Source organism: Clavibacter sp. (assembly GCF_014802555.1).
Taxonomy (GTDB): Bacteria; Actinomycetota; Actinomycetes; order Actinomycetales; family Microbacteriaceae; genus Clavibacter; species Clavibacter sepedonicus.
Genome location: NZ_JAAVCB010000117.1, coordinates 1 through 20,413, shown reverse-complemented (window position 1 = coordinate 20,413; position 20,413 = coordinate 1). Strand labels below are relative to the sequence as shown.

At 68.5% G+C, this 20,413-nt stretch carries 22 protein-coding genes and 1 pseudogene; 19 read left to right on the top strand and 4 right to left on the bottom strand.

All coding sequences use genetic code 11. The features are described from left to right. Window positions 1-190 precede the first annotated feature (190 nt). Together HDR73_RS12830 and HDR73_RS12825 are read right to left on the bottom strand one after the other, a co-directional pair. On the bottom strand, window positions 191-331 hold the full coding sequence (locus HDR73_RS12830) for a hypothetical protein (RefSeq protein ID WP_158309457.1): 141 nt from the start codon (window positions 329-331) through the stop codon (window positions 191-193). Between the two features lie 744 nt (window positions 332-1,075). Next, window positions 1,076-1,348 carry a hypothetical protein gene (locus HDR73_RS12825; RefSeq protein WP_012296903.1) on the bottom strand — a complete coding sequence of 91 codons (273 nt, stop codon included), beginning with the start codon at window positions 1,346-1,348 and terminating at the stop codon, window positions 1,076-1,078. Between the two features lie 116 nt (window positions 1,349-1,464). Here HDR73_RS12825 and HDR73_RS12820 point away from each other — a divergent pair, with 116 nt between their 5' ends. The 8 genes from HDR73_RS12820 (at window position 1,465) to HDR73_RS12785 (ending at window position 9,261) form a co-directional block, all read left to right on the top strand. Then, on the top strand, window positions 1,465-1,710 hold the full coding sequence (locus HDR73_RS12820) for a hypothetical protein (protein WP_012296904.1): 246 nt from the start codon (window positions 1,465-1,467) through the stop codon (window positions 1,708-1,710). 262 nt (window positions 1,711-1,972) lie between these two features. After that, a complete protein-coding gene (locus tag HDR73_RS12815) occupies window positions 1,973-3,526 on the top strand; it encodes a hypothetical protein (protein ID WP_049792020.1) in 1,554 nt (517 codons plus the stop codon). 505 nt (window positions 3,527-4,031) lie between these two features. Further along, entirely contained in the window at window positions 4,032-4,775 is a 744-nt protein-coding gene (locus HDR73_RS12810; RefSeq protein ID WP_012296842.1) for a hypothetical protein, read from the top strand. A 477-nt stretch (window positions 4,776-5,252) separates the two neighbouring features. Continuing rightward, complete coding sequence (locus HDR73_RS12805) at window positions 5,253-5,462, top strand: type II toxin-antitoxin system HicA family toxin (protein ID WP_012296843.1); 210 nt, start codon at window positions 5,253-5,255, stop codon at window positions 5,460-5,462. Next, entirely contained in the window at window positions 5,462-5,848 is a 387-nt protein-coding gene (locus HDR73_RS12800; protein WP_041465126.1) for a hypothetical protein, read from the top strand. The genes HDR73_RS12805 and HDR73_RS12800 overlap by 1 nt, the downstream gene beginning before the upstream one ends. Window positions 5,849-6,066: 218 nt before the next feature. Continuing rightward, complete coding sequence (locus tag HDR73_RS12795; protein WP_012296845.1) at window positions 6,067-6,741, top strand: ParA family protein; 675 nt, start codon at window positions 6,067-6,069, stop codon at window positions 6,739-6,741. Then, window positions 6,741-7,004, top strand: coding sequence for a hypothetical protein (locus HDR73_RS12790; protein WP_012296846.1), 264 nt, complete (start codon window positions 6,741-6,743; stop codon window positions 7,002-7,004). The genes HDR73_RS12795 and HDR73_RS12790 overlap by 1 nt, the downstream gene beginning before the upstream one ends. 85 nt (window positions 7,005-7,089) lie before the next feature. Further along, window positions 7,090-9,261 carry a type IV secretory system conjugative DNA transfer family protein gene (locus tag HDR73_RS12785; protein WP_041465127.1) on the top strand — a complete coding sequence of 724 codons (2,172 nt, stop codon included), beginning with the start codon at window positions 7,090-7,092 and terminating at the stop codon, window positions 9,259-9,261. A 9-nt stretch (window positions 9,262-9,270) separates the two neighbouring features. Here the strand turns inward: HDR73_RS12785 and HDR73_RS12780 are convergent, their stop codons facing one another. Then, window positions 9,271-9,573, bottom strand: a complete 303-nt coding sequence (locus HDR73_RS12780; RefSeq protein WP_012296848.1) for a winged helix-turn-helix transcriptional regulator — start codon at window positions 9,571-9,573, stop codon at window positions 9,271-9,273. A gap of 517 nt (window positions 9,574-10,090) precedes the next feature. On the opposite strand from HDR73_RS12780, the gene HDR73_RS12775 reads away from it, so the two are divergent. Genes HDR73_RS12775 through HDR73_RS12725 form a run of 11 tightly spaced genes read left to right on the top strand, consistent with a single transcriptional unit; the run spans window position 10,091 to window position 20,299 of the window. Next, window positions 10,091-11,065, top strand: a complete 975-nt coding sequence (locus tag HDR73_RS12775) for a MinD/ParA family ATP-binding protein (protein WP_287136459.1) — start codon at window positions 10,091-10,093, stop codon at window positions 11,063-11,065. Between the two features lie 47 nt (window positions 11,066-11,112). Further along, window positions 11,113-11,499 (top strand): hypothetical protein, encoded by a 387-nt coding sequence (locus tag HDR73_RS12770; RefSeq protein ID WP_012296850.1) that lies wholly within the window; start codon window positions 11,113-11,115, stop codon window positions 11,497-11,499. An 8-nt stretch (window positions 11,500-11,507) separates the two neighbouring features. Next, window positions 11,508-12,224: a hypothetical protein gene (locus tag HDR73_RS12765; RefSeq protein ID WP_012296851.1), complete on the top strand. Its 717-nt coding sequence runs from the start codon at window positions 11,508-11,510 to the stop codon at window positions 12,222-12,224. Further along, window positions 12,224-13,609: a hypothetical protein gene (locus HDR73_RS12760; RefSeq protein WP_012296852.1), complete on the top strand. Its 1,386-nt coding sequence runs from the start codon at window positions 12,224-12,226 to the stop codon at window positions 13,607-13,609. Before HDR73_RS12765 ends, HDR73_RS12760 begins: the two co-directional genes overlap by 1 nt. After that, window positions 13,609-15,288: a hypothetical protein gene (locus HDR73_RS12755; RefSeq protein ID WP_041465128.1), complete on the top strand. Its 1,680-nt coding sequence runs from the start codon at window positions 13,609-13,611 to the stop codon at window positions 15,286-15,288. The genes HDR73_RS12760 and HDR73_RS12755 overlap by 1 nt, the downstream gene beginning before the upstream one ends. Next, complete coding sequence (locus tag HDR73_RS12750; protein ID WP_012296854.1) at window positions 15,285-16,856, top strand: putative type IV secretion/conjugal transfer ATPase; 1,572 nt, start codon at window positions 15,285-15,287, stop codon at window positions 16,854-16,856. Before HDR73_RS12755 ends, HDR73_RS12750 begins: the two co-directional genes overlap by 4 nt. Window positions 16,857-16,870: 14 nt before the next feature. After that, the gene (locus tag HDR73_RS12745; protein ID WP_012296855.1) at window positions 16,871-17,974 is read left to right on the top strand and encodes a hypothetical protein; all 1,104 of its coding nucleotides are present in this window, start codon (window positions 16,871-16,873) and stop codon (window positions 17,972-17,974) included. Then, entirely contained in the window at window positions 17,971-18,426 is a 456-nt protein-coding gene (locus HDR73_RS12740) for a hypothetical protein (RefSeq protein ID WP_012296856.1), read from the top strand. The genes HDR73_RS12745 and HDR73_RS12740 overlap by 4 nt, the downstream gene beginning before the upstream one ends. Next, window positions 18,420-18,944, top strand: a complete 525-nt coding sequence (locus tag HDR73_RS12735; protein ID WP_012296857.1) for a hypothetical protein — start codon at window positions 18,420-18,422, stop codon at window positions 18,942-18,944. The genes HDR73_RS12740 and HDR73_RS12735 overlap by 7 nt, the downstream gene beginning before the upstream one ends. Further along, window positions 18,941-19,714 (top strand): HNH endonuclease family protein, encoded by a 774-nt coding sequence (locus HDR73_RS12730; RefSeq protein WP_012296858.1) that lies wholly within the window; start codon window positions 18,941-18,943, stop codon window positions 19,712-19,714. The genes HDR73_RS12735 and HDR73_RS12730 overlap by 4 nt, the downstream gene beginning before the upstream one ends. Window positions 19,715-19,738: 24 nt before the next feature. Next, on the top strand, window positions 19,739-20,299 hold the full coding sequence (locus tag HDR73_RS12725) for a hypothetical protein (protein ID WP_133064130.1): 561 nt from the start codon (window positions 19,739-19,741) through the stop codon (window positions 20,297-20,299). 10 nt (window positions 20,300-20,309) lie between these two features. On the opposite strand, the pseudogene HDR73_RS12720 reads toward HDR73_RS12725, so the two are convergent. Continuing rightward, window positions 20,310-20,413 (bottom strand): annotated as a pseudogene (locus HDR73_RS12720) (IS481 family transposase); the annotation flags it as partial.

Genomic DNA, 20,413 nt, shown 5'->3' with positions numbered 1-20,413 from the left:
ACGCAAGTCTCACATGAGGCACCGTCACCGGACCCTATTTCGGACTACCTATGTGAGACGGTCACTCCCGGGGAGGTCGTGGGAGTGGCGTGCACGCTTCGAGTGTCCGGTTGAGGATCCCCTGCTGAGACGCTTGAAGACAGAGCTCTCCTTAAGCGCAGAGGGGGTGCTTTTTCGAGTTCCGCGCCCGCTAGGGCTTGCGGGGCCAGGACTTGAGGATCTTCGAGAGGCGCTTGGCGGGTGTGCCGTTCTTGCCGAGCAGCACGATGTACGCGAGCAGCGTCACAGCACCGAGCGTGAGCAGGACCAGGCCGGAGCCAAGGAAAGCCATCTGGAGGATCACCTCCCCTGGTATCTCGGGAAGCAGGATCGTCATCGCGAACCTCTCCGCAGGCGACACGCAAGCGCGTCGGGGTGACACCGCGCTGGACGGCGTGGTGAGTTTGGGACGCACCCACGGCGAGCTCGCGGTGGATGCGTAAGAGGAGAGCGCCACGGGCGCTCGATCTGCTCAGCCGTCATGTCGGCACTACGCCGCTGAGGATCGACTTGGCCGAAAAGGTGTCGGCGGGATGCTCGGGGGCGCGCTCGGGCATGAAAAAAGCCAGCCTGTGGGCTGGCTAGTTCGAGGTAAGGGTCCGTGTCCGTACGGCCGTAGTCGGCCACACGACGTGCCCAAATCGTATGCAATCACTGTGTCACGGTGCACAAGAGCGTCTGTGCCCTGTGTCTCGATAGCAGAACCCCGTGGGCAGTGCCGGAGACGACGAAGGCCAGCGCGAGGCTGGCCTTGATGTGAGCACGATGCGGACATGCGCATCCGCATGTGCCCTAAGCGTACCGCGATCCGGTTGAGACCGCGCGGGCTCGCAAAAGACATGCACTCATAACCGTAGAGGAGGAAGCCACGTCGCAGAGACACATGACAGCAAGCTCACACCTTGAACCTACGGGGTGACGCCACCAGACCGGCTCATCGCCGCCTTGCTCATCTTCAAGTAGGGGGGAGACATCGTGGCGCTGTCAACTGCGACGTGCGCCGGGGCCCTGCCTGCCGCAGGATCCACCCTGTGGCTTAGACGACCTTGCTGATCCACTCCCAGGTCTTCTTGTCTAACCACCCCTGCCGCGCCTTGCCGTCGATCTCGACACAGAAGATCTCGTCGTTGGCGTCGAGGATCGGCTGTAGCGCGTCAGAGACGCCCTGCGCCGTCAGATAGGGGCCTGAGACGATCCACGTGGACTTGAGGATGTTGGCCCAGGTGTCGTAGGACTTGATCTTCTCGATGAGCTTGTCGTATGTCTGGCCCGGCGAGTTGAGGTCGTACGAGATGAGGACGGCGGTCATGGGTCAGAGGCTATTCGCGCTAGCTCTCCACGGCCGCCCCCAGGCCGGGGGTAGCAGACGCCGACACGCTGTGCGTGTCGCCCTCTTAAGGCGGCTAGCCGCGCTACCTTGACGGCATGACAGAGAAGGGCACGCCCCGACGCCCCCGTGGCTCGGTTGAGAAGGGGGTGACTCCTCGGTGGACCATCGAGGAGTCGTCTCGTGACGCCGTGAACGCGATGGCGAAGGCGGCGGGCATCTCTTCGTCGTACTTCGTCGACCTCTCGATCACGCACCTGCGTGCCGAGTTCGAGGCCGACGGTGTCCCGTCTTGGCTGCGCACCGCGCTGAGCCGCGAGGAGCTGCCGATCGAGCCCACTTAACGAGCATGGCCCCCCGCTTTCGCGAGGGGCCGAAGCACTGCGCCTTAGACCCTGACTGTTTGGCGACGGAACAGGTCTACGGCGGATCGAGTAAAGAACCGGCTTCTCAGGGCCGGGCCTTCGTCGTGCCTCCAATGAGCACATCAAGGGAAGCGAGCCCATCATAACCACGTCCGTAGACCACGCAACACCTCCGACACGCAAGACACGTGCGTATTTCCGCAGGTTGGCAAACGCCTCGAGCGAGCCGACGCTGCCCGGGTTGGAGGCGTCGAGCGCGCCCGACGCGGGGGAGGACGTACGGACGTCGTGGTCGCTGCCGGTGCCGGCTGGTGCGTACGCCCGGGTGCCGGTGTGGACGTCGCCGGCGGCGTGGATGGCTGCCGTCCGTGCGGACGTGCTCTCGGCCGAGGGACACGCCGCCCGCCGGCGGATCGACGTCAGCATCCGCAAGTACCTAGCGGTGGCGGTCGTGGAGCGCCGGGCGGCGGACTTCAAGACCGGCCGCAGCGTCACCACGAGCAACGAGACCGTGGCGCGTCGCGCGTCCCGGCTCATCCGTCAGAACGTGAGCGAGCGTGTCGCGGAGCGCGCCCGGGCGCTGCTCATCGCGCGGGGGTTCTCGGTGACGGTCGTCGAGGGTCGTGAGCTCACGGTCGCGGAGACCGAGGCGGCGTTCCTCTGGCACGGCGGCTACCAGACCAAGGCAGCCTCCGTCCGGGCTCTGACGATGCCTCGCAGCCTCGTGTCTGACCCTTCAACTGGCGACCTATCTGTCTTTAAACAAGACACACACTCCAGTCCAGTTCTTAAGTTGGTTACCAAAGGCCGTCGTCCGTCGAAAAATCGCCCTCCGCAGGCTCCACCGCAGCGCGCTGCCGCGCGCCGGATGGCCGCTCCGCGGCCGGCATCGACGAATCCGAAGGCCGAAGTCCCCCAGGATCGGGCACCTCGGGCGTTGGCGACGATTCGTCTCGCGGCGCAGCTCCAGCAGCGCATGCCGTGGCTTGGGCGGGGCATTCACCAGGGGCATGTCTGCGACATGCTCGACCGGAACCTCGATACGTCGCGCTACGCACGCACGGTCGTCCGCGACGGCCGCCGCGTGCTCCTGGTCGATGACCGGGATATCACGTCCCGGATCGAAGCGAAGTTCCGGGATCTGGGGGTTCCGTTCCTCGATGCGCCTGTGCAGCGCGACCCGATCGGATATCTCGCGTGGGGTATTCAGATGGCGATTGATCCGAGCGAGGAGACACGCATGGAGCGGTACGACCGGGAGCAGGATGCCGCCGCCGAGCGCGCTCAGCAGCGCCAGGCGGACGCCGCTCGGGAGACCGCTCGTCACGGCGGAGAGGACTCCCCCGAGCACCGTGCGTTCCTCGAGCAGGAGCGCGCGATCCGCGCGGCGGCGGCTCGGCGCCGGCCGGCGCCGGCCGAGCCGATCGCACTCCCCCACGCTCCGACGCGGCGCTCGTCCGACGTCGCCGTGCCGGCTGGGATCGACGAGCCCGTGACGGCCGCGCTGCTCGGCGAGGGCCGCCACCCGGCGGAGTTCCCCACCGGCGTCCAGGAGCTCCACGGCCGAGTGCTCCGCCTCGCGCGGATGCTCACCGCTCGCGGCTGGGAGCTCGACGCGGACGCTGCTCACGCAGCGGGCGACGTCGTGCTCACGGACGCGGCCGGCGCCGGCCGCATCGCGTTCGCTCCCCCGGCCGAGCTGCCGGCCGATGCCATCTGGCGGACCGGCGCCGACGGCGCCGAGCTCGCCGACGACGTGACCGTGCACGAGTACATCGCTGGTGTGGAGCGCTGACGCAGCGGTCGCTGACCCCGGCGGTAAACTAGTCGCACAGTGCGACTAGTTTGACGACTGGTTGAGGCTCGCTTGCCCTCTCTGCCACTGGCCCCCTTTACTTCCGAACCTCCCCCAGACAGATGCTTTTGCTGTCTGGGGGAGGTTCGGAAGCGGCGCAGCCGGGGGGCCAGTGGCAGAGAGGGCAAGCGAGAGAGACAGAGATAGATAAGTGATTTCAACAACAAAAGAAAGACCAAGTTGGGAGGGTGGTTGCGTCATGCAGTGTCCCTTGCGTGGGTCAGGCGGACGAGGACGTGTGGTGACGATCCGGGGTGCCACGAACGTTGGGAGCACGAGGCGGTCGCCTCGATCACGGGCGGTACGTCTACGGCGCTTCGCAGGGTCGCCCCGCCTGTCCCTCGTCGCGTCTCACAGGCCCCCCGTGGCGCGTCCTCACGGACGCGCCACGGGGCTCGCGGCTGGCTGTGCCAGCCGCGAGCCCCGTCGCCGTCGGGCGCACCTGATGGTGCGCCTCACCCGTCGCGACGTCGCGCTGTTCGACTGGTTCGCGACGGTCCGCATCGCGAACATGGAGGCCCTCCGCTGGGCGCTGCCGGCGGCCGCCGGCAGCGCAGCGCCGGTGACGGTCCGGAAGGCGCAGCACTGGTGCGCGCGCATGGAAGCGCTCGAGCTCGTGAAGCGGGAACAGCTCTTCCAAATCGGCGGCGCGGTCGTCTGGCCGACCGCGACCTGGGCGAGCGCCCGGCAGCCGCATTTGCTTTCTCAGACGACCCGACACGAGGTGTCGGTCTCGATCGTGTCCGCTCGGTATCTGGCCGCCGGGTACGAGTGGTTCCGGGATCGGCCGGCGAAGAACGGTTACGAGCACCAGGCGGACGGAATTGCTCGGAAGGGTTCCACGCTTGACGCCGTGGAGGTCGAGCTGACCGCCAAGCGGCCGCAGCGGTACGGGGCCATTTTCCGCGCGTTCGACGTCCGGTTACAGCGGGGCGAGATCACGCACGTCACGTACTTCACGAACGTGGCTGGCGGACGCGCGATTCAGCAAGCGCTATCGGGATCCGCTGTTCCCGCGAGCGGGCGCAGCCGCTTGCGCGTTGTGCCGGTATTCGACGACCGAGGGCATTGGTACGGGGATGAGCAGCCCGTCGAGCTCGGAGGGGAATGGACGGCGCCCGCACTGCCGGCGCCTGTGGATCGGAGCAATTCGCGACAGCCGAACTTGTTCGAGTCCGACCCGCGGTGATCTCGTCTCGCTCCCCCGTCGACGGGTGCCTCGCTCCGCGTGAGGCATCCGTCCTCGGGAGCTCGGGGAGCCGCTTCGCGGCGGGCAGCGACGATGTGGTGAGAGGTGCGCAGCCAGCACACGGGATCGGCCGGCCGTCTCCGAGAGCACCGGTCCAGAGCGCCGATGGATCTCCAGCCCTTCCGCCGTCGTTCACCCCCCAATGTCACCGCCCACAATCCAAGCTGTGGGACCAAACCACCGAGCCGGCCACCTCGGCAACAGTCCCCTGTCCCGCAGACGCACACCTCCAGACCCCGTGATCGACGTGCCCCGCTCCCCCATCAGGGCAAGGCGCAGTGCAGCGCAGCGGAACGGAGCCGCGGCAGCCCGACACCCGAGCCGGGCCCCCTCGATCCCGCCGACGATCTACAGAAAGTCGCTAAAAAGGCAAGGCGGGTCTTGCCTTGCGGGGCAAGCCCGGGCTATACTAGACTCATGAAGCCGCAGAAGTCGCGAGATGTGAAGAAGCACCTACGGGCTGCCGGATGGGTCTACATCCGGGACGCGAAGGGCAGTCACGAGGTCTGGGGCACGTCCGACGGGAGCGTGACGCTCCCGGTGCCGTTCGGGCACAAGGAGATCACACCGGGCGTCCTCGCCCAGTTGGAAGCCAAGGGCGTCGCGATGCCGGAGGGATGGAAGTGATGAACGTACGCACATACGAGGTCACCGTCGAGCGCGAGGGGCGGTGGTGGCTGTTCCGCATCCCCGAGCTCGATCTCGTGGGCCAGGCCCGCAAGCTCGCCGAGGTCGACTACGAGGCCCGCGGCATCATCGAGGCCATGACGGATGCGGACTTCGACTCGATCGCGACGAACGTCACCGTCACTCCCCCGAGTGAGCTCTGGGCCGCATGGAAGGCCGCCGAGCAAGAGGAAGCCGCCGCCCGACAGGCGCAGGCAGACGCGGCCGCGCACCGCCGCGACGTCGTGAAGAAGCTCCGCAGCACCGGCGTGACAGCCGAAGAGGCCGGCATCGTCCTCGGCATCACCAAACAGCGCGTCTTCCAGCTCGAGAAGACCCCCGCCTGAGCGCACGGCATGGCCTCAGAGGAGCGGTCTACTCCCCTAGTTACATTTGTAGCTACCGACCCATACGGCCATGTAAGCACCATGGGTAACAGGTACCATGTGACTCACATGCACAGGAAGTTACATACCGTGTTGACCGGGTATGTGTGTATGCTGGTACGTACAGACACGGGATACCTGGTTCCCATGAACCATGGTTCCTACACGGGAGGCAAACCATGCGCATCGTCGCTGTCGTGCAGCAGAAGGGCGGGGTGGGGAAGACCACCATCGCGGTCAACCTCGCGGCCGTCACGGCCGAGCACTCTCGGGTCCTCGTCGTCGACGCCGATCACGTGCAGCACTCGGCCACGGACTGGGCCGAGGCATCCGAAGCCGAGGGCGCGACGGCCTGGCCGTTCGACTTCACCGACGACGCGAGACCCGAGGTCCTGTCTCAGCTCCGAGGGGCATCGGACTACGACACGATCATCGTCGACACCCCCGGCAGCCTCGCCCCGAGCGAGATCCAGCGCACCGGCCTCGTGCTTGACTCCGCGGACTTCGTCATCGTCCCCATGGAGCCGCAGCCGTTGAGCGTCACACCCCTCATGCGGACGATCAAGTCCGTCATCGAGCCCCGCGGGCTGCCGTACCGCGTCCTGCTGTCCCGGGTCGGACGCGACGAGGCATCGCAAAAGCGCCGCGACGAGACGATCGCCCGCCTCGATGACATGGGAATCCCGAGGCTGCGCACCGTCATCCGCCAGTACGTCGTGCACTCCGACGCACCCGCCGCGGGCGACGTCGTGACGACGTACCCCGAGAGCCGCCAGACCGTCCACGCGATCAGCGACTTCTCCTCCCTCGCGCTCGAACTCACGAGCATCTGGGCCAACGGAAGGAACAAGTGATGGGCCGAGCAGACATGGATCGCGTCTTCAACAAGGACGTGGACGCGGTGCCGGACCCCGGCATTGCACCGCCGGCCGAGGCCTCCGCCCCGACCGAGCCGCCTGCTCCCGCGTCCGACGAGGGAGCGAAGAGCACGCCGTCCCGCGTGACCTTCGACGTGACACCCGAGCTCCACCGCGCCTACAGGGTGTGGACGCTGACGAACGGAACCACGATGAAGGATCATCTGACCGCCTACATCAAGCAGTCCATCGGATCCTGACTCGGCGCACGCCGGCCATGTAGCAACACAGGCACCCGCGCAACAGGGCTCCATCAAATGTAACTATGTGAGTTTGGGGATTTGTATGTTCGTGTCGTCGTACTCGGGGTTCATCACCGTGGTCATGTTGGCGGTGGTGCTCGTGGTGAGTTCGTTCGTCGTGCCGATCCTGGTTGCATGGTTCGCGGGGAGTCGGATCATCACGAAGACGCGCTACTGGCTCACCGTCACGTGGTGGCCGTGGGTCATCGGCGGGGGTGCGATCTTCACGGCCGTGATGTGGTGGCTCGCCGCCCGCGACGTCCTGCCGGTGCTGGCTGCTGGGGGAGCAGACGAGGCCCCCGCGCAGATGGTGCAGGTCTTCGGCGGCCACGCCCTTGTTGCTGGCGGCCTCGGGCTCCTCGCCGGGGTGGGTCTGGGCCCGCTCGTGTTCGCCGCTCGGCGCCGACGAGTCGCGCTCCGCACGCTGGAGCGCCGCCTGCCGGACGTGAAGATGCAGGAGGACGTCGAGAAGGCCCGCAAGCGCGCGGCCGACTGGTCGGCCGCCGGGCAGTTGCGGCTCCAGATGAATCCGCGGAACGGCAAGATCGTCGGCACGAAGCAGATCGGACGTGTCGCCCGGTGGGTGCTCGGGCTGCCGGTGTCGCAGCGCATCGCGAGCTCGCGCCCCGGCCGGGCGCCGTACGCGCGGCACGGGGAGTGGGTCTTCGGGCTCATCCAGCGCCCGACGGTGCGGACCTGGCGCGAGCGGCTTGCCGACAAGTCGTTGGTGCGGGACTGGACGGCCAAGGGTGGCCGCTTCGTGAAGTGGCCCGAGGACTCGAGCGCGTGGCGCGTGCTGCTGCTCGGCGAGGCCGGCGCGGGGAAGACCGTGCTGTTGTGGGTGTGGGTGCTGTGCGCCGTGATGATGAAGGCGCCGGTGGTGTTGATCGACGGGAAGGGCATCGCCGCCGACGCCGAGCGGTTGGCGGGCATGCTCCGCAAGATGGGGCGCACCGTGCAGATCGGCGGTCGCTGGAACCTGTTCACGGGATCCGCGGCGCAGATCACCGAGAAGATCATGCGCGTCGTGGGGGAGAGCGCGGGGGAGGGGCAGTTCTACAGCGACGAGGCTCGCGATCTGCTCGACCTCCTCCAGGTCAAGGCCCCGCTTCGGTCCATGCAGGATCTCGAGACGCGCCTGATCGAGCTCCCTCGGTGGCTGAGCTCGCAGTCGCTCAACGACTTCAGCGCCCCGGTCGACAAGAGCGGGACCACGAAGGCCATGCGTGCGGGGGCGAAGATCCGCGGTCGGATGCGCAACCTCGCCCCCTTCCTGGGCGAGGACGGGTGGACGTTCGACGACCTCGGCGCCGACGTTCGCCTCGTGCCGATCCGGCCGGCACTCGCGGCCGAGCGGATCCTCGGCGACGTGATGCTCGCGGACCTCCGGCAGTGGCTCGGTGCGCTCACCGAGCCGCGACGCATGCTGTGCGTGGTCGACGAGTTCGCACAGCTCGTCTCGACCACCACCGACCCGGGAGACCTCGCCGCGTCGCTGGCTGAGACGGGACGCTCGCAGGGTGTGGGCCTGGTCCTCGCCGCCCAGTCCCTCCCCGGTATCTCGGGTGATCTCACGTTCCGCGATCGACTCAGCAGCTCGGGGATCGCGGTCGTCATCGGCCGTTCCAAGTCGCCCGAGGCGGCCGTGTCGCTCGCCGGTACCGTCAAGCGCATGGAGGCGTCCGGGGACGCGACCGAGGGCGCCGAGCTCAACACCGGCCGCGCCCAGGACACCTACGCGATTGCCCCGCAGGACGTCCGCGAGGCCTGGGATGGAGCGTTCTACCTCATCCAGGGCGGCCTCCACACGCCCTTCCGCGCGATCCCGCCCGAAGTGCTCACCAGCCGCCCCGACGCCTACGTGCCGGCCGTCGACGTCGACGAGGAGGCCGACGAGGGCGAGCAGCCCCCCGCAGCGGCAGCGGACGCATGGATCGGGCTGGAAGTGCAGCTCCAGGAGCACAGCGCGGGCCGCTGGCCGGCGACGGCATGGCCCTCCACGGCCGAGTTCATCGCCGACGACGAGCCGGATCCGGTGTGCGTGGAGTTCACGACGACGGCCACAGCGCCGGCCGTGCCGGTGGGGGAGTGGTGGTCCTCCTGGCGACCTGAGCAGGAGACCCAGTGGGGTGCCGCTCGGCACTCGCTCCCGAGCGAGTGGATCGCGGCGTGCGAGCGCGTCGTCGGGCAGGCCCGCCAGCGGTACGGCCTGTAACGGTCGCGATCAGCTCAGCAGGTACTTCACGAAGTCGAGGGCGTCGCCGGCTACCCGCTCGCGCAGAGCCCAGTACTTCGTCTCCGAGGGCTTGCGGCGGTAGGAGGGATCGGCGTCGTCGGTGACGTAGCCGGCCTCGGTGAGGACGTAGATCGCCTGCCGGCACCCCGCCACGGACATGTCGAGCTCCCTCAGTAGCTCGTCGAACGTCGCCGGCCCTCGGAGCAGGTGCCGCAGCACGAGCACGCGCGATTGCGCCTGGAGAACGACCTGCATCCCGCTCACGTTGTCGGGGGCGTCCCTCTGGCGCATCAGATCCTCCGGCATGCCACGGATTGTTCCGTGTTCTGGATCACGCTACCGCCGTGATCGCTTACGGCAATCTACGCAAGCGGTCCGTTCAGCCGCCTCGCATGCCTCATAGCATTCCCCGCATGGGTAAATATGCCGTTGCGCCGCACAATTGCCTATGTCGGTGGAGTGCTGTACACCTGATCCCGTGGCGCTCGCATGGGGGGCGTCTAAATGTGCAGCACGATCAAGGGGAGGGTGCAACATGTCCGGATTCGGAAGCGGGACGCCGAAGGTCTTCGGGACCGCAGATCAGGTGAACGAGTTCATCGACGAGGACTTGGCGCCATCGGAGGGGGTGCCGGCTCTGCGTCGGCGGTCCGCCGAGGCGTCGTCATCCCCTCAGCCCGCGGAGCAGCACACTGCGCCGGCTGAGGTGGCGGGCTCCGCTGCGCAGGAAGCGGGCCCATCCCCGCTCGTGCAGCTCTCGGAGCCGTCCACGCCGGCCCCGACCATCCCTCCCCGGTCGGGGCCGGTCGTGGAGCCGCAGGGGGTCGCCGTCGCGCGAAGCGCCCTCCGTGGCGAGGGCGTCGCTGTCGCCGCGCCGGCTGCCCGCGCTTCGACCGGCGTCCGCGGGGTGCTCGCGAAGCTCGGACTGCCGATCGGCCCGAACGAGGCAGAGCGGGAAGCCCTCGCGCTGGACCGCAACCGATTCGCCGCAGAGACCTTGATCCGTCAGTCCACCTGGACGCGGCCCGTGTCGGTGCTGGTCGCGAACCCCGGCGGTGGCATGGGGAAGACCACCGTCTCTCTGCTGCTCGGAGGCACGCTCGCGGCCGTCCGCGGCGGGTTCGTCGTGATCCCCGAGCTCGCCGACGCTCCCGGCATGCTCGCCTACCGCGCCGAGGGCGACCCAGCGCTCGGCATCGGTGAGCTCGTGCAGAAGGTGGACACCATCACCAGCGCCGGTGCCCTCGATGGGTACACGAAGCCGCAGACCTCGTTCGCGTCCGTGATCGGATCGACGGGCCGCCGGGCGACCCTCACTCGAGACGACGTGCGCGCCGTCATCGCCAAGACGGGGGAGTTCTACAAGATCCGCGTGTTGGACACCGGCAACGACGCGACTTCCGCCGCGTTCCTGGCAGCCGTCGAGGCCGCCGACGTCCTGGTGATCCCGGTCATGGGCGCTGCCGACAGCGCCGAGCACGCTCTACGGCTCGTCGAGGGCCTGCGCGAGGGCGATTCGCACGCCCGCGAGCTCGCGGCCAGTGCGATCGCCGTTCGGCTCACAGATGGACGCACCGAGCACCCGGAGATCGTCGAGCGGGTCGACGCATCGCTCGCGCAGGCCGGCGTGCGCCGCCTATTCACGATCCCCTACGACCAGCACATCGCCGACCGGGGGGAGCTCACGCTGAGCCGACTCCAGCCGGCCACCCGCGACGCCTTCACCTTCGCGGCCGCCGCGGTCATCGAGACGCTGAACAGCGTCGTCACCCGCCGCGCCTGACCGGCGCGCGTCCCACTACACAGACCGTCACGACCAGGGGAGAACCCATGTCCACGCTGCACCTCATCGCCGACCACTTCACCGCCGTCGCCGCCGGCACCATGCCCAACCCGATGGGCCACATCACCGTCCTCGCCGAGGGCGGGATCCCGAACCCGCTCGACAACATCGTCCCGGACTTCTCCATCTTCGGAACCAAGTTTAACCAGCTCTGGCAGAAGATCCTCGCCGGCATCTGGGGCCTCATGCTCATCGCCTCTGTCCTCGCGTCGATGCTCGGTCTCGGTCGCATGGCCATGAGCGGCGGAGCGAGCGGCAACCCGCAGAAGTACCAGGACGCCAAGAGCGGGACGATCGTCTCCGGCTCAGCGTTCGGCGTGCTCGCGGCGCTGGGCGTGATCGTCGGCGCCGTCCTCTTCTTCGTGAGCCTCTAGGACCCGTCATGCGCATGCGTAGCGAAACGACCGGGCTCTCGCGCTGGCCGTGGGTCATCGGAGGCACGGCGGTGCTCGTCATCGGCGGGATGGTGCTCTACAGCCAGGTCAAGCCGAGCAACGTGCCGGCCCCGGCCTCCACGTCGGCCGTCACGCCTGCACCCGAGGCGAGCGCGCCCGCGTCCGGTGCCGGTGACGACGACCCCGGAGTGGCCCCCACGGGCTGCCTCGGCGGTCTAGACCGAAATGCCGCAATGGTCCTCACCGCTCAGAAGGAGGCTCCGCACACGACCTACGGGGCCGTCGAAGTTGCGGCGGCATTTCACCGCTGGCTGTGGCAATACCCCGATCCCGAAGTTGACGATATCAATGCCATCTCCGCTAACGTGATATCCGCCGACGCCTCGCCTGCGTGGAAAGATATCGCCTCTGAGTACGCTGCCGCAGGAAACGACCCGAGCCACGGCGTCGTCTCAGCAGGGACCCCGTTTCATATTTCTACGACGAACGGATTGTGGGCCGTGGGTGCGGACTCGTCGGCGGATCAAGTGACGGTAAATCTCGCTGCTGGGTATGTCGTCGATGGCGCCCTCAGTCCCTCCAAGGTCGCAGGAATTGCACTCGTTATGAAGTGGTCAAATGGTGCCTGGCATGTTTTGAGTGGCAAATTGCTCGACCAGAACCTGCTCGCGCAGGGTGGAATCCGTTATACGGGAGGGTGCTGATGGCAAGCGAATGCGACGCGGGACCTCTTGGGTGTGCAGGTCAGGCTATTGGCGATGCGGTCAAGGACACCATAAACGGTGACGCAGCGATCATTAAGGGCGTCGCTGGCGCGGCGAAGGGCGCCGCTGACACCGCGCACACCGTGATCTCCGTGGGCTCGGATCCGCTGGGGTACCTCTACCAGAAGGCCCAGGACTCGGCATCGAGCCTGGCTGACACGGTGCTCTCCGCTGCGGCCAAGACGACCCTGCCGGACCTGAACGCCGACTGGTTCACCAGTGTCTATAAGGCGTCGTTCGCGATCTCAATTACATTCGCGATGATCCTGCTCATGGTTCAAATATATCGGACTACCGTCGGCCGGCAGGGTGTGAGTGATATGTTTGACGCGGTAGGAAAGAACTTCCTTATATTTCTCGGTGGGGCGGCCTTTGGGCCGTCGATCGGTGTCCTACTCGTCCAGATCACCGCTGCACTTGAGAGCAGCATCATCGAGTGGGGCACGGCGAAGCTCGCCGGGCAGACGATGGCCGAGGTAATTAAGGGGGTTACGACCTCCGCCGTTCCGTCGTCAATTGCCGGGAATGTCGTCGTGGCGCTGTGCCTCATGCTGGCGCAGGTGCTGAGCCTGTTCATGGTGCTGATAATGCAGATCATTCAATATCTCATGCTGTATTTCATGGGCGCACTGCTACCGCTTGGGCTCATGTGGCTCATTGACAAGAACCGGCGCACGTTCGCGTTGAAGATTGTCGGCGTGTGGTTCGCTACGCTCATCGGCCACCCGTTGCTGATATTCCTGTTCATGCTCGTTTCCATGTTCGTGGTGTCCACGATCAGCTCGAATTGGTTCGGCGTCGAGGCGATCCAAGCCACGGTGAATCTCGCGGCGGCCACGCTCGCAACGCTGATGGTCGCGTTCGTCCCGTTCATGCTCTACAAGTTCGCGCCGATCCTGCCGCAGGGCGGCCTGCCGGCGTCGAGCGAGCGTACGCCGGCACCGGGCAACAACCGGACCATGGACGACGTGCGCCGACGCATGCAGGAGCGGCAGCGCGACCCCGCCTCAGGCCCCGGGAACACGGCCTCGCCGGCGCAGAGCGCAGGATCACCGGCCGCGGGAGCGCCCAAGAAGGGCGTGCACGCAGCCTCCCCGGCCGCGAAGGCCTCGCAGGCGGGTGACGCGGCGAAGAAGGCGGCCGCGATGTCGGCCGCGAAGAAGGGCGCCGCCGCTGTGGCGACGGCTGGAACCGGTGGCGCGGCGTGCGCCGTCGTCGCGGGTGCGAAGGCGGCCAAGAGCGTCCAGGACGCCGCGAAGCGCACGGCCACCACGGCCGCCGATCACGTGAGCAAGCACATCGACGACCACGACGAGGAGCGGTGATGACGACCGACGAGCTACTGACCCGGCACATCGGGGGTGAGAACACGCGCCGCCGTGGGCGGCTGACGGGCACGGTCTCGAAGACGCGCCTGGCGCTGCTGATCCTCATCGGTCTGGGGACGGCGGTCGCGGTCGCGGTGACGCACAGCATCTGGGTCATCATCGGCGGGGTCCTCGCCGCGATGACGGCCCTTCTGGTGACGATCGGTGGTCAGCACGGCTCGCTGTTGGATCGGCGCCGCCGCTCGGCGCGGATGCGCGCTCGGCGGGCGACGGGGACGGATGCGTTCGTGCCCTACGACATCGCGACGTGGGACCAGCTGACCGCCGCGGTGCGGTCCGGCGAGAAGAAGGAGCAGCAGGCGGCCCGTCGGGCGCTCCGCCGCATGCGGTGGGCGCCGGACGGCGCCGACGGGATGGGGTGGCTCGTGTCTGCGCGAGGAGCGCCGGCCGTTGCGTGGCACTCTCCGCGCGGCGAGGAGGAGTACCTGTCCGTCGTGTTCAGCGTGACAGGGCAGATGCGCGGTATCGAGTCCACGGCGCGGGCGAATGACGCCGCGGAGGCGTGGGGTCGATTCCAGGCGAATCGGGCGTCGGAGGGCTCGCTGTTGCGGGGCGTGCAGACGCTCACGCGGGTGCTGCCGCCCGCGGCGGCGCGACAGTCGCGGTGGGCGCAGTTGGAGCTCGATCAGAACGATGGGACCTGGACGTCGAAGTTCGTGGAGGCGTTCGAGCGGATGAAGGCGTCCTACGAGGAAGTGCTGCTCCTGTGCACCGAGGACGCGATGACGCAGCGCCACTTCATCATCTGCAAGTGGCCGGTGTCGGGCGCGTTCCGCGAGCGGGCAGCCGCGTACGGCGAGGGCCGCGACGGGTGGCGCAGGCTCATGGACGAGGAGATCCCGCGAGCCGCCGCAGGGCTGTCCGACGCGCGCCTCGGGAAGGTGCGAGTCCTCGAGGCTCGTGAGGTGGTGGCGCTCATGCGGCACCAGCAGAACCCGAGCTTGGGGATCGAGGCCGCGAAGCGTATCGACCCGCTCGCCTCGCCCGGCCTGCCGTCGCACGACGAGTTCTCCGCGCACATCGTCGAGGACGTCGAGCCAGACACCGGCCGGCGGACGCAATGGTTCCACCGCACGGCGGCGATCCTCGCCGAGAACATGCAGGACCAGGCGCGCGATCCGTTCTGGATGCTCAAAGTCCTGCATAGCGCTGACCTCCAGATGGTCCGGTCCGTGGCGTTTCACCTGCGGTTCGTGCCGGCGGTCCAGGCGCGTGCCGACGCGCAGCAGACCCGGGTGCTCGCGGCGGCGGAGCGGATCGCGCGCGAGAACAAGACCGGCCTGGAGGACGGGACGCTGAGGTTGGAGATGACGGGCGCGGAGCACCGCGCGGCCGACGTCGCGCCGGGCACCGGTCACCACGGGGTCGAGTGGGTCGGGTTCGTGACCATCTCGGCCCGGTCGCTCGCTGAGCTCAAGCGGGCGTCGAGCCGACTGGAGGACGTGTGCGCGACCGATGTCGGGATCGCACGGCTGGACTGGCAGGACTCGTTCGCGGCGGCCGCGTCCGGCTGCACTTACCCGATTGCCCGCGGGCAGAAGCCCCCGCAGGTGCCGATCGGGTCTCGTATCGAGGCCGGTATCTCCGGCCGCCGGCAGAAGGAAGCACTGACATGAGCGGACGACAGGCCAAGGCGCAGCGGGCGGCGACGATCGGCGACACGGAGCACGAGGTGATCGCGCTGCAGCGCCGCGCGTCGCGGCTCACCCGCGTTCCGGTCGTGAATCGGTTCCTGCCGCCGGAGGTGTTCGTGAGCGACGTTGAGGAGGTGTCCGCGCATGCGGCCGCGGCCGGCGAGCTCGCGCCGTGGGAGGTGCCCGGGAGCCAGCTCCGACCGGATGGGTGGCAGTCCGCATCCCGAGCTCGGCGGGGCTGGTACGCACCCGCGCACCAGGGGGCAGCGTCCACGACTCGGCAGGCGGAGATCGTGGCCACCGCGCACTTCGGCGCACCGACCGGGTTCGATGGCATCGTGAACGGCCGCGACACGCTGACGCGCACCGCCTTCGCCCACGACCCGATCACGGCCTACCGCCGCACTCCGCGCGGTCTCACGTCACCGAACGTCGTCGTCCTCGGGCAGACGGGAGCGGGGAAGTCCTCGTGGGTGACGTGCAACCTCATCACGAAGCCGTTGATGCTTCGCAAGCGGCGCGCGGTCGTGTTCTCCAAGAAGGACAGGGGCGGCGAGTGCGAGCATGCCGAGCTCACGCGAGAGCTGGGGAACGAGCCGTTCCGGTTCCTCGCCAACGGCGCGACGGGCGAGGGCCGGGTCATCAACGTGCTGGACCCGGCGATCACGCGCGTCGATGGGATGCAGGGGCAGAAGCTCATGCTGGACACGGTGATCCAGCTCCACCGGCACCGCAGCAGCGGGACGGTCGCCTCGGTGGAGGAGGCCGGCTGGGAGGACCAGGCGCTCCGACTCGCGCTCCGCTCGCTGCTCGCTGACCACGAGGACACACGGGTACCGACCCTCGCTGACCTCTCGGCCCGGCTCGGCGCCGTCGACCCTCACCGCGGGGACTACTCCCTGCGGTCGCGCGAGCGGCTGCACCAGGCCGGCCTCTCGATCAGCCACGTGCTGAACGACCTTCTCGAGACGTACGGCGGTGTCTTCGACGGCGAGACGAGCTCGCAGGTCGACCTCACGCACAAGCTCACGACGTTCGACATCTCCCAGCTCCCCGCGGACGGCGCCGTCATCCCGATCGTCATGGCCGCGGCGAACATGTGGATGCTGGGCCGGATCAAGGACGAGGCCGGCTGGGCGACGAACGTGATCTACGAGGAGGGCTGGCACATGATCGGCGGCCCGTCCGTGGGCCTCATCCAGTCGAACGAGAAGCTGTCCCGATCGCTCGGCATGTCGAACATCTTCATCATGCACAAGGGCTCGGACATCCCGCCGGACTCCGCCGGGGTGACCGTGATCCAGGAGGCGCAGACGGCCTACATCTTCCGCCAGGAGCACGAGCAGGATGCCTCGTGGGCGCAGCGGACGTTCAACCTCGACCAGGACACCACCAAGCTCCTGATGGGGCTTCGGACGGGGCACTGCATCGCGAAGATCGCGGACATGCCCGAGACCGAGGTCGAGCACCTCCGCTCCGAGTGGGAGAAGGTGCTGACCGACAGCGACCAGGCGATGATGGGCGACTCCGCGGACGCCCTCGGGCGCTGACCGGCGGACATGCGATGAAGAAGTTCCTGGCCGTGACTGCCACGGGGGTCTGTGTCGTGTTCGCCGCGATCGTCGCCATGGTCTCTGTCGTGTTCGCCGCGCCAGGAGGCGGATCCGGCTGCACGGTCGGGTCGGCCAGCATCGACGCGGCGAAGGCGCACGATCCCGTCGCCGGTTACTCCGGCGACCAGCTCGTCAACGCCGCCAGCATCATCAACGCGGGCGCCGCGCTCGGCGTGAGCTCACAGGGGCAGATCGTCGGGGTGATGACCGCGATGGGCGAGTCCGGGCTCCGAAACATCGAGTACGGGGACGCGGCCGGCCCGGACTCCCGCGGTCTGTTCCAGCAGCGCGACACGTGGGGCACGCTGGAGCAGCGCATGAACCCCGCGCAGGCCGCCACGTTCTTCTTCGAGCGCCTGGTGAAGGTCCCCAACTGGCCGTCGATGACGCCCACGGCCGCCGCGCACGCCGTGCAGCGGAACCAGGACCCGGACCACTACACGCGCTGGTTCGAGCCGGCACAGGCCGTCGTGAGCGCCCTCACGGGCTCGGACACGGCGTGCACGGAGGCCGCGGCCGCCACCGTCTCGGGCAACGCGCAGCAGCTCGCGCAGCACCTCGTCGACCTCACGAACCAGGGCACGATCACGTGGCTGTCGCCCTCGCACTTCCCCGAGGTGCAGGCCATCGCCGCCGGGCAGCCGAAGCCGAACTGCGGCATCGACGTCCGGGTCCTCCAGGTCATCACCGTCGCCACGCAGACGTTCCGGTCTATCGGGATCTCCGACGTCAACCGCCTGTGCAGCGGGCAGCGGCCGGGGGCCGGCGATGCGTCCGCGCACGTGGTCAACGGCGGCGGCCACGCCGTCGACTTCTACGCCTTCGACGGCACCCCCACCACCGGCGCCGACCCGAACGCGATCAAGCTCCTCCGCGCCCTCGCGCCCGTCATGCCCGACGGATCCGGCGTCGGCCAGTCCGATTGCCGCGCGAACGCCGGCACGAGTCTCGACCTGCCGATGAAGCAGTTCCCCGACACCTGCAACCACCAGCACGTCCAGGTCGACCCGTGGGGCGACGAACCGATGAAGCTCACCAGCAAGGAGAACCCATGAGCGAATGGCGCTCCACCGAAGACCTCGCCGCGGCCCTGACGTTCGGCGTCTCCGGCTGCGATGCAGCCGCGAACGAGGCGCGGGCGGCGCGGGCCGCCGAAGTCCTGGCCGAGCACTCGGCGGCCGTAGACCGGGCGTACCGCGAGACCGCCGGCTCGACCGTCGATCCGTGGTGGCCCGAGCCGTTCGGCGCACGGATCGTCCTCGAAGCGCGGGGCGACCTCGACGCGGCCACCAGCTCCCCCGAGTTCGAAGCAGAGGTGCAGAAGGGCATGAACCTGCACCCGCGCCATGTCCTCGTCAACGACGAGGACGGGTGTCGCTACGAGGCCTTCACCGCCGCGGCCGAAGAGCTCGAGCAAGTCGTGCCGGCGTGCACTCGGATCCGTGATGCTCTCCGCACGGCCCGCCACGTGAGCGCCTACATCACACCGAAGGGAGCCCCATGCTGACCTCCAACCTGCACCCCCTCGCGATCCTCGGAGCTCTACCGCACGCGGCCGCCGCCAGCGACGTCCCGGCGCGGTACTACTCCGACTGGACCACGTGGTACCCGTGGACGATCGCCCTGGTGTGGTGCGTTGCCTGGGCGGTCGTCTACGTCGGCGTGCTCCGCTTCGCCATCCGTATGAGCGGGGACGGGGCGATCATGGGGATCGCGTCCCTCGTGCCCGCCCTCATCTGGACAGTGACGCTCAGCACGATCGCGGCGTACATCCCCTCCGAGCCGGCCGTCCTCGGGATCTACCTCGGCGGCATCGTCATCCTCGGGGTCACGTTCCTGCTCAGCGAGGTCGGCGGGAAGTGGGGCGCGGGCGGCGCGGCTGTGCTCCTGGTGGTGAACGGCGTGAGCGAGATGATCCGCCGCCTCTCGGCCGAAGCCCACATGTCCGAGGGGACCTTCCTCGCCGTGTCGGTCGTCGTCGGCGGCGTCATCGTCGTCCTCGCGATCGGGAGCAGGGCTCGATGACGCCCCGCACACGACGCGTCTACTTCGCCGCCGCCGCGCTCCTCGGCCTCGGCAGCCTCGCCGGCGGCTACTACGCCGTCGACCTCGTGCACCCGCAGGCGCAAGATGACGCCCAGGCGTCGGCCGTCGACGCGGCGCAGGTGCCGGCCGCGAGCGGTCCCGTGGTCGACGCCTTGACGGCCGCGGGCCTCGTGCGCGGGGGAGTGGTCGACGCGGCCGCGGTGCGGTCGCTCGTCGACAAGCTGCCGGCGGACACGCACGTGAGGACGCCGGCCTACGACCGGGCGGCCTACGGGCCGTCCTGGGCGGACACCGATCACAACGGGTGCGACCAGCGGAACGACGTCCTGGCGCGTGATCTCACGGCGGTCACGTTCACGAAGGCGGATCCCGGCTGCACCGTGGCCATGGGGCACCTGGCCGACGTCTACACGGGGAAGGGCATCGACTTCACCCGGGGGAAGGCGACGAGCGCGGCGGTGCAGATCGACCACCTCGTTCCCCCCAGGTGGGCGTGGCAGCACGGCGCCGCCGCCTGGAGCGGGGAGCGCTGCGAGCAGCTTGCGACGGACGTCAACAACCTGCAGGCCGTCGATGGTCCGACGAACGAGGCGAAGTCGGACCAGGGGCCGGCGACGTGGCTCCCGCCGGCCGCCGGCTATGACTGCCTCTATGTCACCCGATTCGCGTACGTTCTGAGCACGTACGAGCTCACGATCGACGACGCCGACCGCGCCGCTATCGACCACACCCTCGACACCTGCCCGTGACCCGATGGAAGGAACTGCCTCGTGATGAACGTCGCCAGTGAGAGGGACCCGCAGAAGCTCCGCCAGTACCTCCGCGACCCGCACGAGAACGTGCGCGCCGCCGCCATCCTCAACCCCCGGACGCCGCACGACGCTGTGCGCGCGCTGCTGTCGCGCAAGCCTGGCCGGGCGGTGCGAGCGGCACTCGTCCTGCACCCGGTGCTGACCGACGCCGAGCGTGCCTCGCTGCTCCGCAGCGAGGACAGCGAGACGCGCAGCGTGCGGATCGCGATTCTCGCCGCGATGGCCCGGTTCTCTCAGTCGCCCGCCGAGCTCGCGGAGCTCGCCAAGCACCCCGCCACACCCGTCCTCCTCCGCGTGGCGTCGAACCGCCACACCAGCCGCGAAACCCGCGCCGACCTCCGCCACTGGTCCTCTCCTGCTCGTATCCGCGCGTCCCTGCCGAGGCTGTCCCCATCGACGGCACGCCACGCGGATCCCGACCGCCTAGGGATCCTCAGGCAGGTCGTCGAGTACGACCGGGCCGAGAACCGCGCCCGTGCTCATCCTGCACGGCTGGTCGCTCACCTAGACCGCGCGCTCTAGCTGTACTGGGTCATGACGTTGGTGACACTCGGGCCGCGGGCGTGAGCCCGTGGCTTGAGTGGATTCGTTCAGTGTTGTAGTGCTCGATGAAGGGGTCAAGCGCGTCGGCCCGGT

Excerpts from the sequence above, each read along its gene's own strand:
- HDR73_RS12830 (WP_158309457.1), bottom strand. The coding sequence starts at position 331 with ATGGCTTTCCTTGGCTCCGGCCTGGTCCTGCTCACGCTCGGTGCTGTG.
- HDR73_RS12825 (WP_012296903.1), bottom strand. The coding sequence starts at position 1,348 with ATGACCGCCGTCCTCATCTCGTACGACCTCAACTCGCCGGGCCAGACA.
- HDR73_RS12820 (WP_012296904.1), top strand. The coding sequence starts at position 1,465 with ATGACAGAGAAGGGCACGCCCCGACGCCCCCGTGGCTCGGTTGAGAAG.
- HDR73_RS12810 (WP_012296842.1), top strand. The coding sequence starts at position 4,032 with ATGGTGCGCCTCACCCGTCGCGACGTCGCGCTGTTCGACTGGTTCGCG.
- HDR73_RS12805 (WP_012296843.1), top strand. The coding sequence starts at position 5,253 with ATGAAGCCGCAGAAGTCGCGAGATGTGAAGAAGCACCTACGGGCTGCC.
- HDR73_RS12800 (WP_041465126.1), top strand. The coding sequence starts at position 5,462 with ATGAACGTACGCACATACGAGGTCACCGTCGAGCGCGAGGGGCGGTGG.
- HDR73_RS12795 (WP_012296845.1), top strand. The coding sequence starts at position 6,067 with ATGCGCATCGTCGCTGTCGTGCAGCAGAAGGGCGGGGTGGGGAAGACC.
- HDR73_RS12790 (WP_012296846.1), top strand. The coding sequence starts at position 6,741 with ATGGGCCGAGCAGACATGGATCGCGTCTTCAACAAGGACGTGGACGCG.
- HDR73_RS12785 (WP_041465127.1), top strand. The coding sequence starts at position 7,090 with ATGTTCGTGTCGTCGTACTCGGGGTTCATCACCGTGGTCATGTTGGCG.
- HDR73_RS12780 (WP_012296848.1), bottom strand. The coding sequence starts at position 9,573 with ATGCGCCAGAGGGACGCCCCCGACAACGTGAGCGGGATGCAGGTCGTT.
- HDR73_RS12770 (WP_012296850.1), top strand. The coding sequence starts at position 11,113 with ATGTCCACGCTGCACCTCATCGCCGACCACTTCACCGCCGTCGCCGCC.
- HDR73_RS12765 (WP_012296851.1), top strand. The coding sequence starts at position 11,508 with ATGCGCATGCGTAGCGAAACGACCGGGCTCTCGCGCTGGCCGTGGGTC.
- HDR73_RS12760 (WP_012296852.1), top strand. The coding sequence starts at position 12,224 with ATGGCAAGCGAATGCGACGCGGGACCTCTTGGGTGTGCAGGTCAGGCT.
- HDR73_RS12755 (WP_041465128.1), top strand. The coding sequence starts at position 13,609 with ATGACGACCGACGAGCTACTGACCCGGCACATCGGGGGTGAGAACACG.
- HDR73_RS12750 (WP_012296854.1), top strand. The coding sequence starts at position 15,285 with ATGAGCGGACGACAGGCCAAGGCGCAGCGGGCGGCGACGATCGGCGAC.
- HDR73_RS12745 (WP_012296855.1), top strand. The coding sequence starts at position 16,871 with ATGAAGAAGTTCCTGGCCGTGACTGCCACGGGGGTCTGTGTCGTGTTC.
- HDR73_RS12740 (WP_012296856.1), top strand. The coding sequence starts at position 17,971 with ATGAGCGAATGGCGCTCCACCGAAGACCTCGCCGCGGCCCTGACGTTC.
- HDR73_RS12735 (WP_012296857.1), top strand. The coding sequence starts at position 18,420 with ATGCTGACCTCCAACCTGCACCCCCTCGCGATCCTCGGAGCTCTACCG.
- HDR73_RS12730 (WP_012296858.1), top strand. The coding sequence starts at position 18,941 with ATGACGCCCCGCACACGACGCGTCTACTTCGCCGCCGCCGCGCTCCTC.
- HDR73_RS12725 (WP_133064130.1), top strand. The coding sequence starts at position 19,739 with ATGAACGTCGCCAGTGAGAGGGACCCGCAGAAGCTCCGCCAGTACCTC.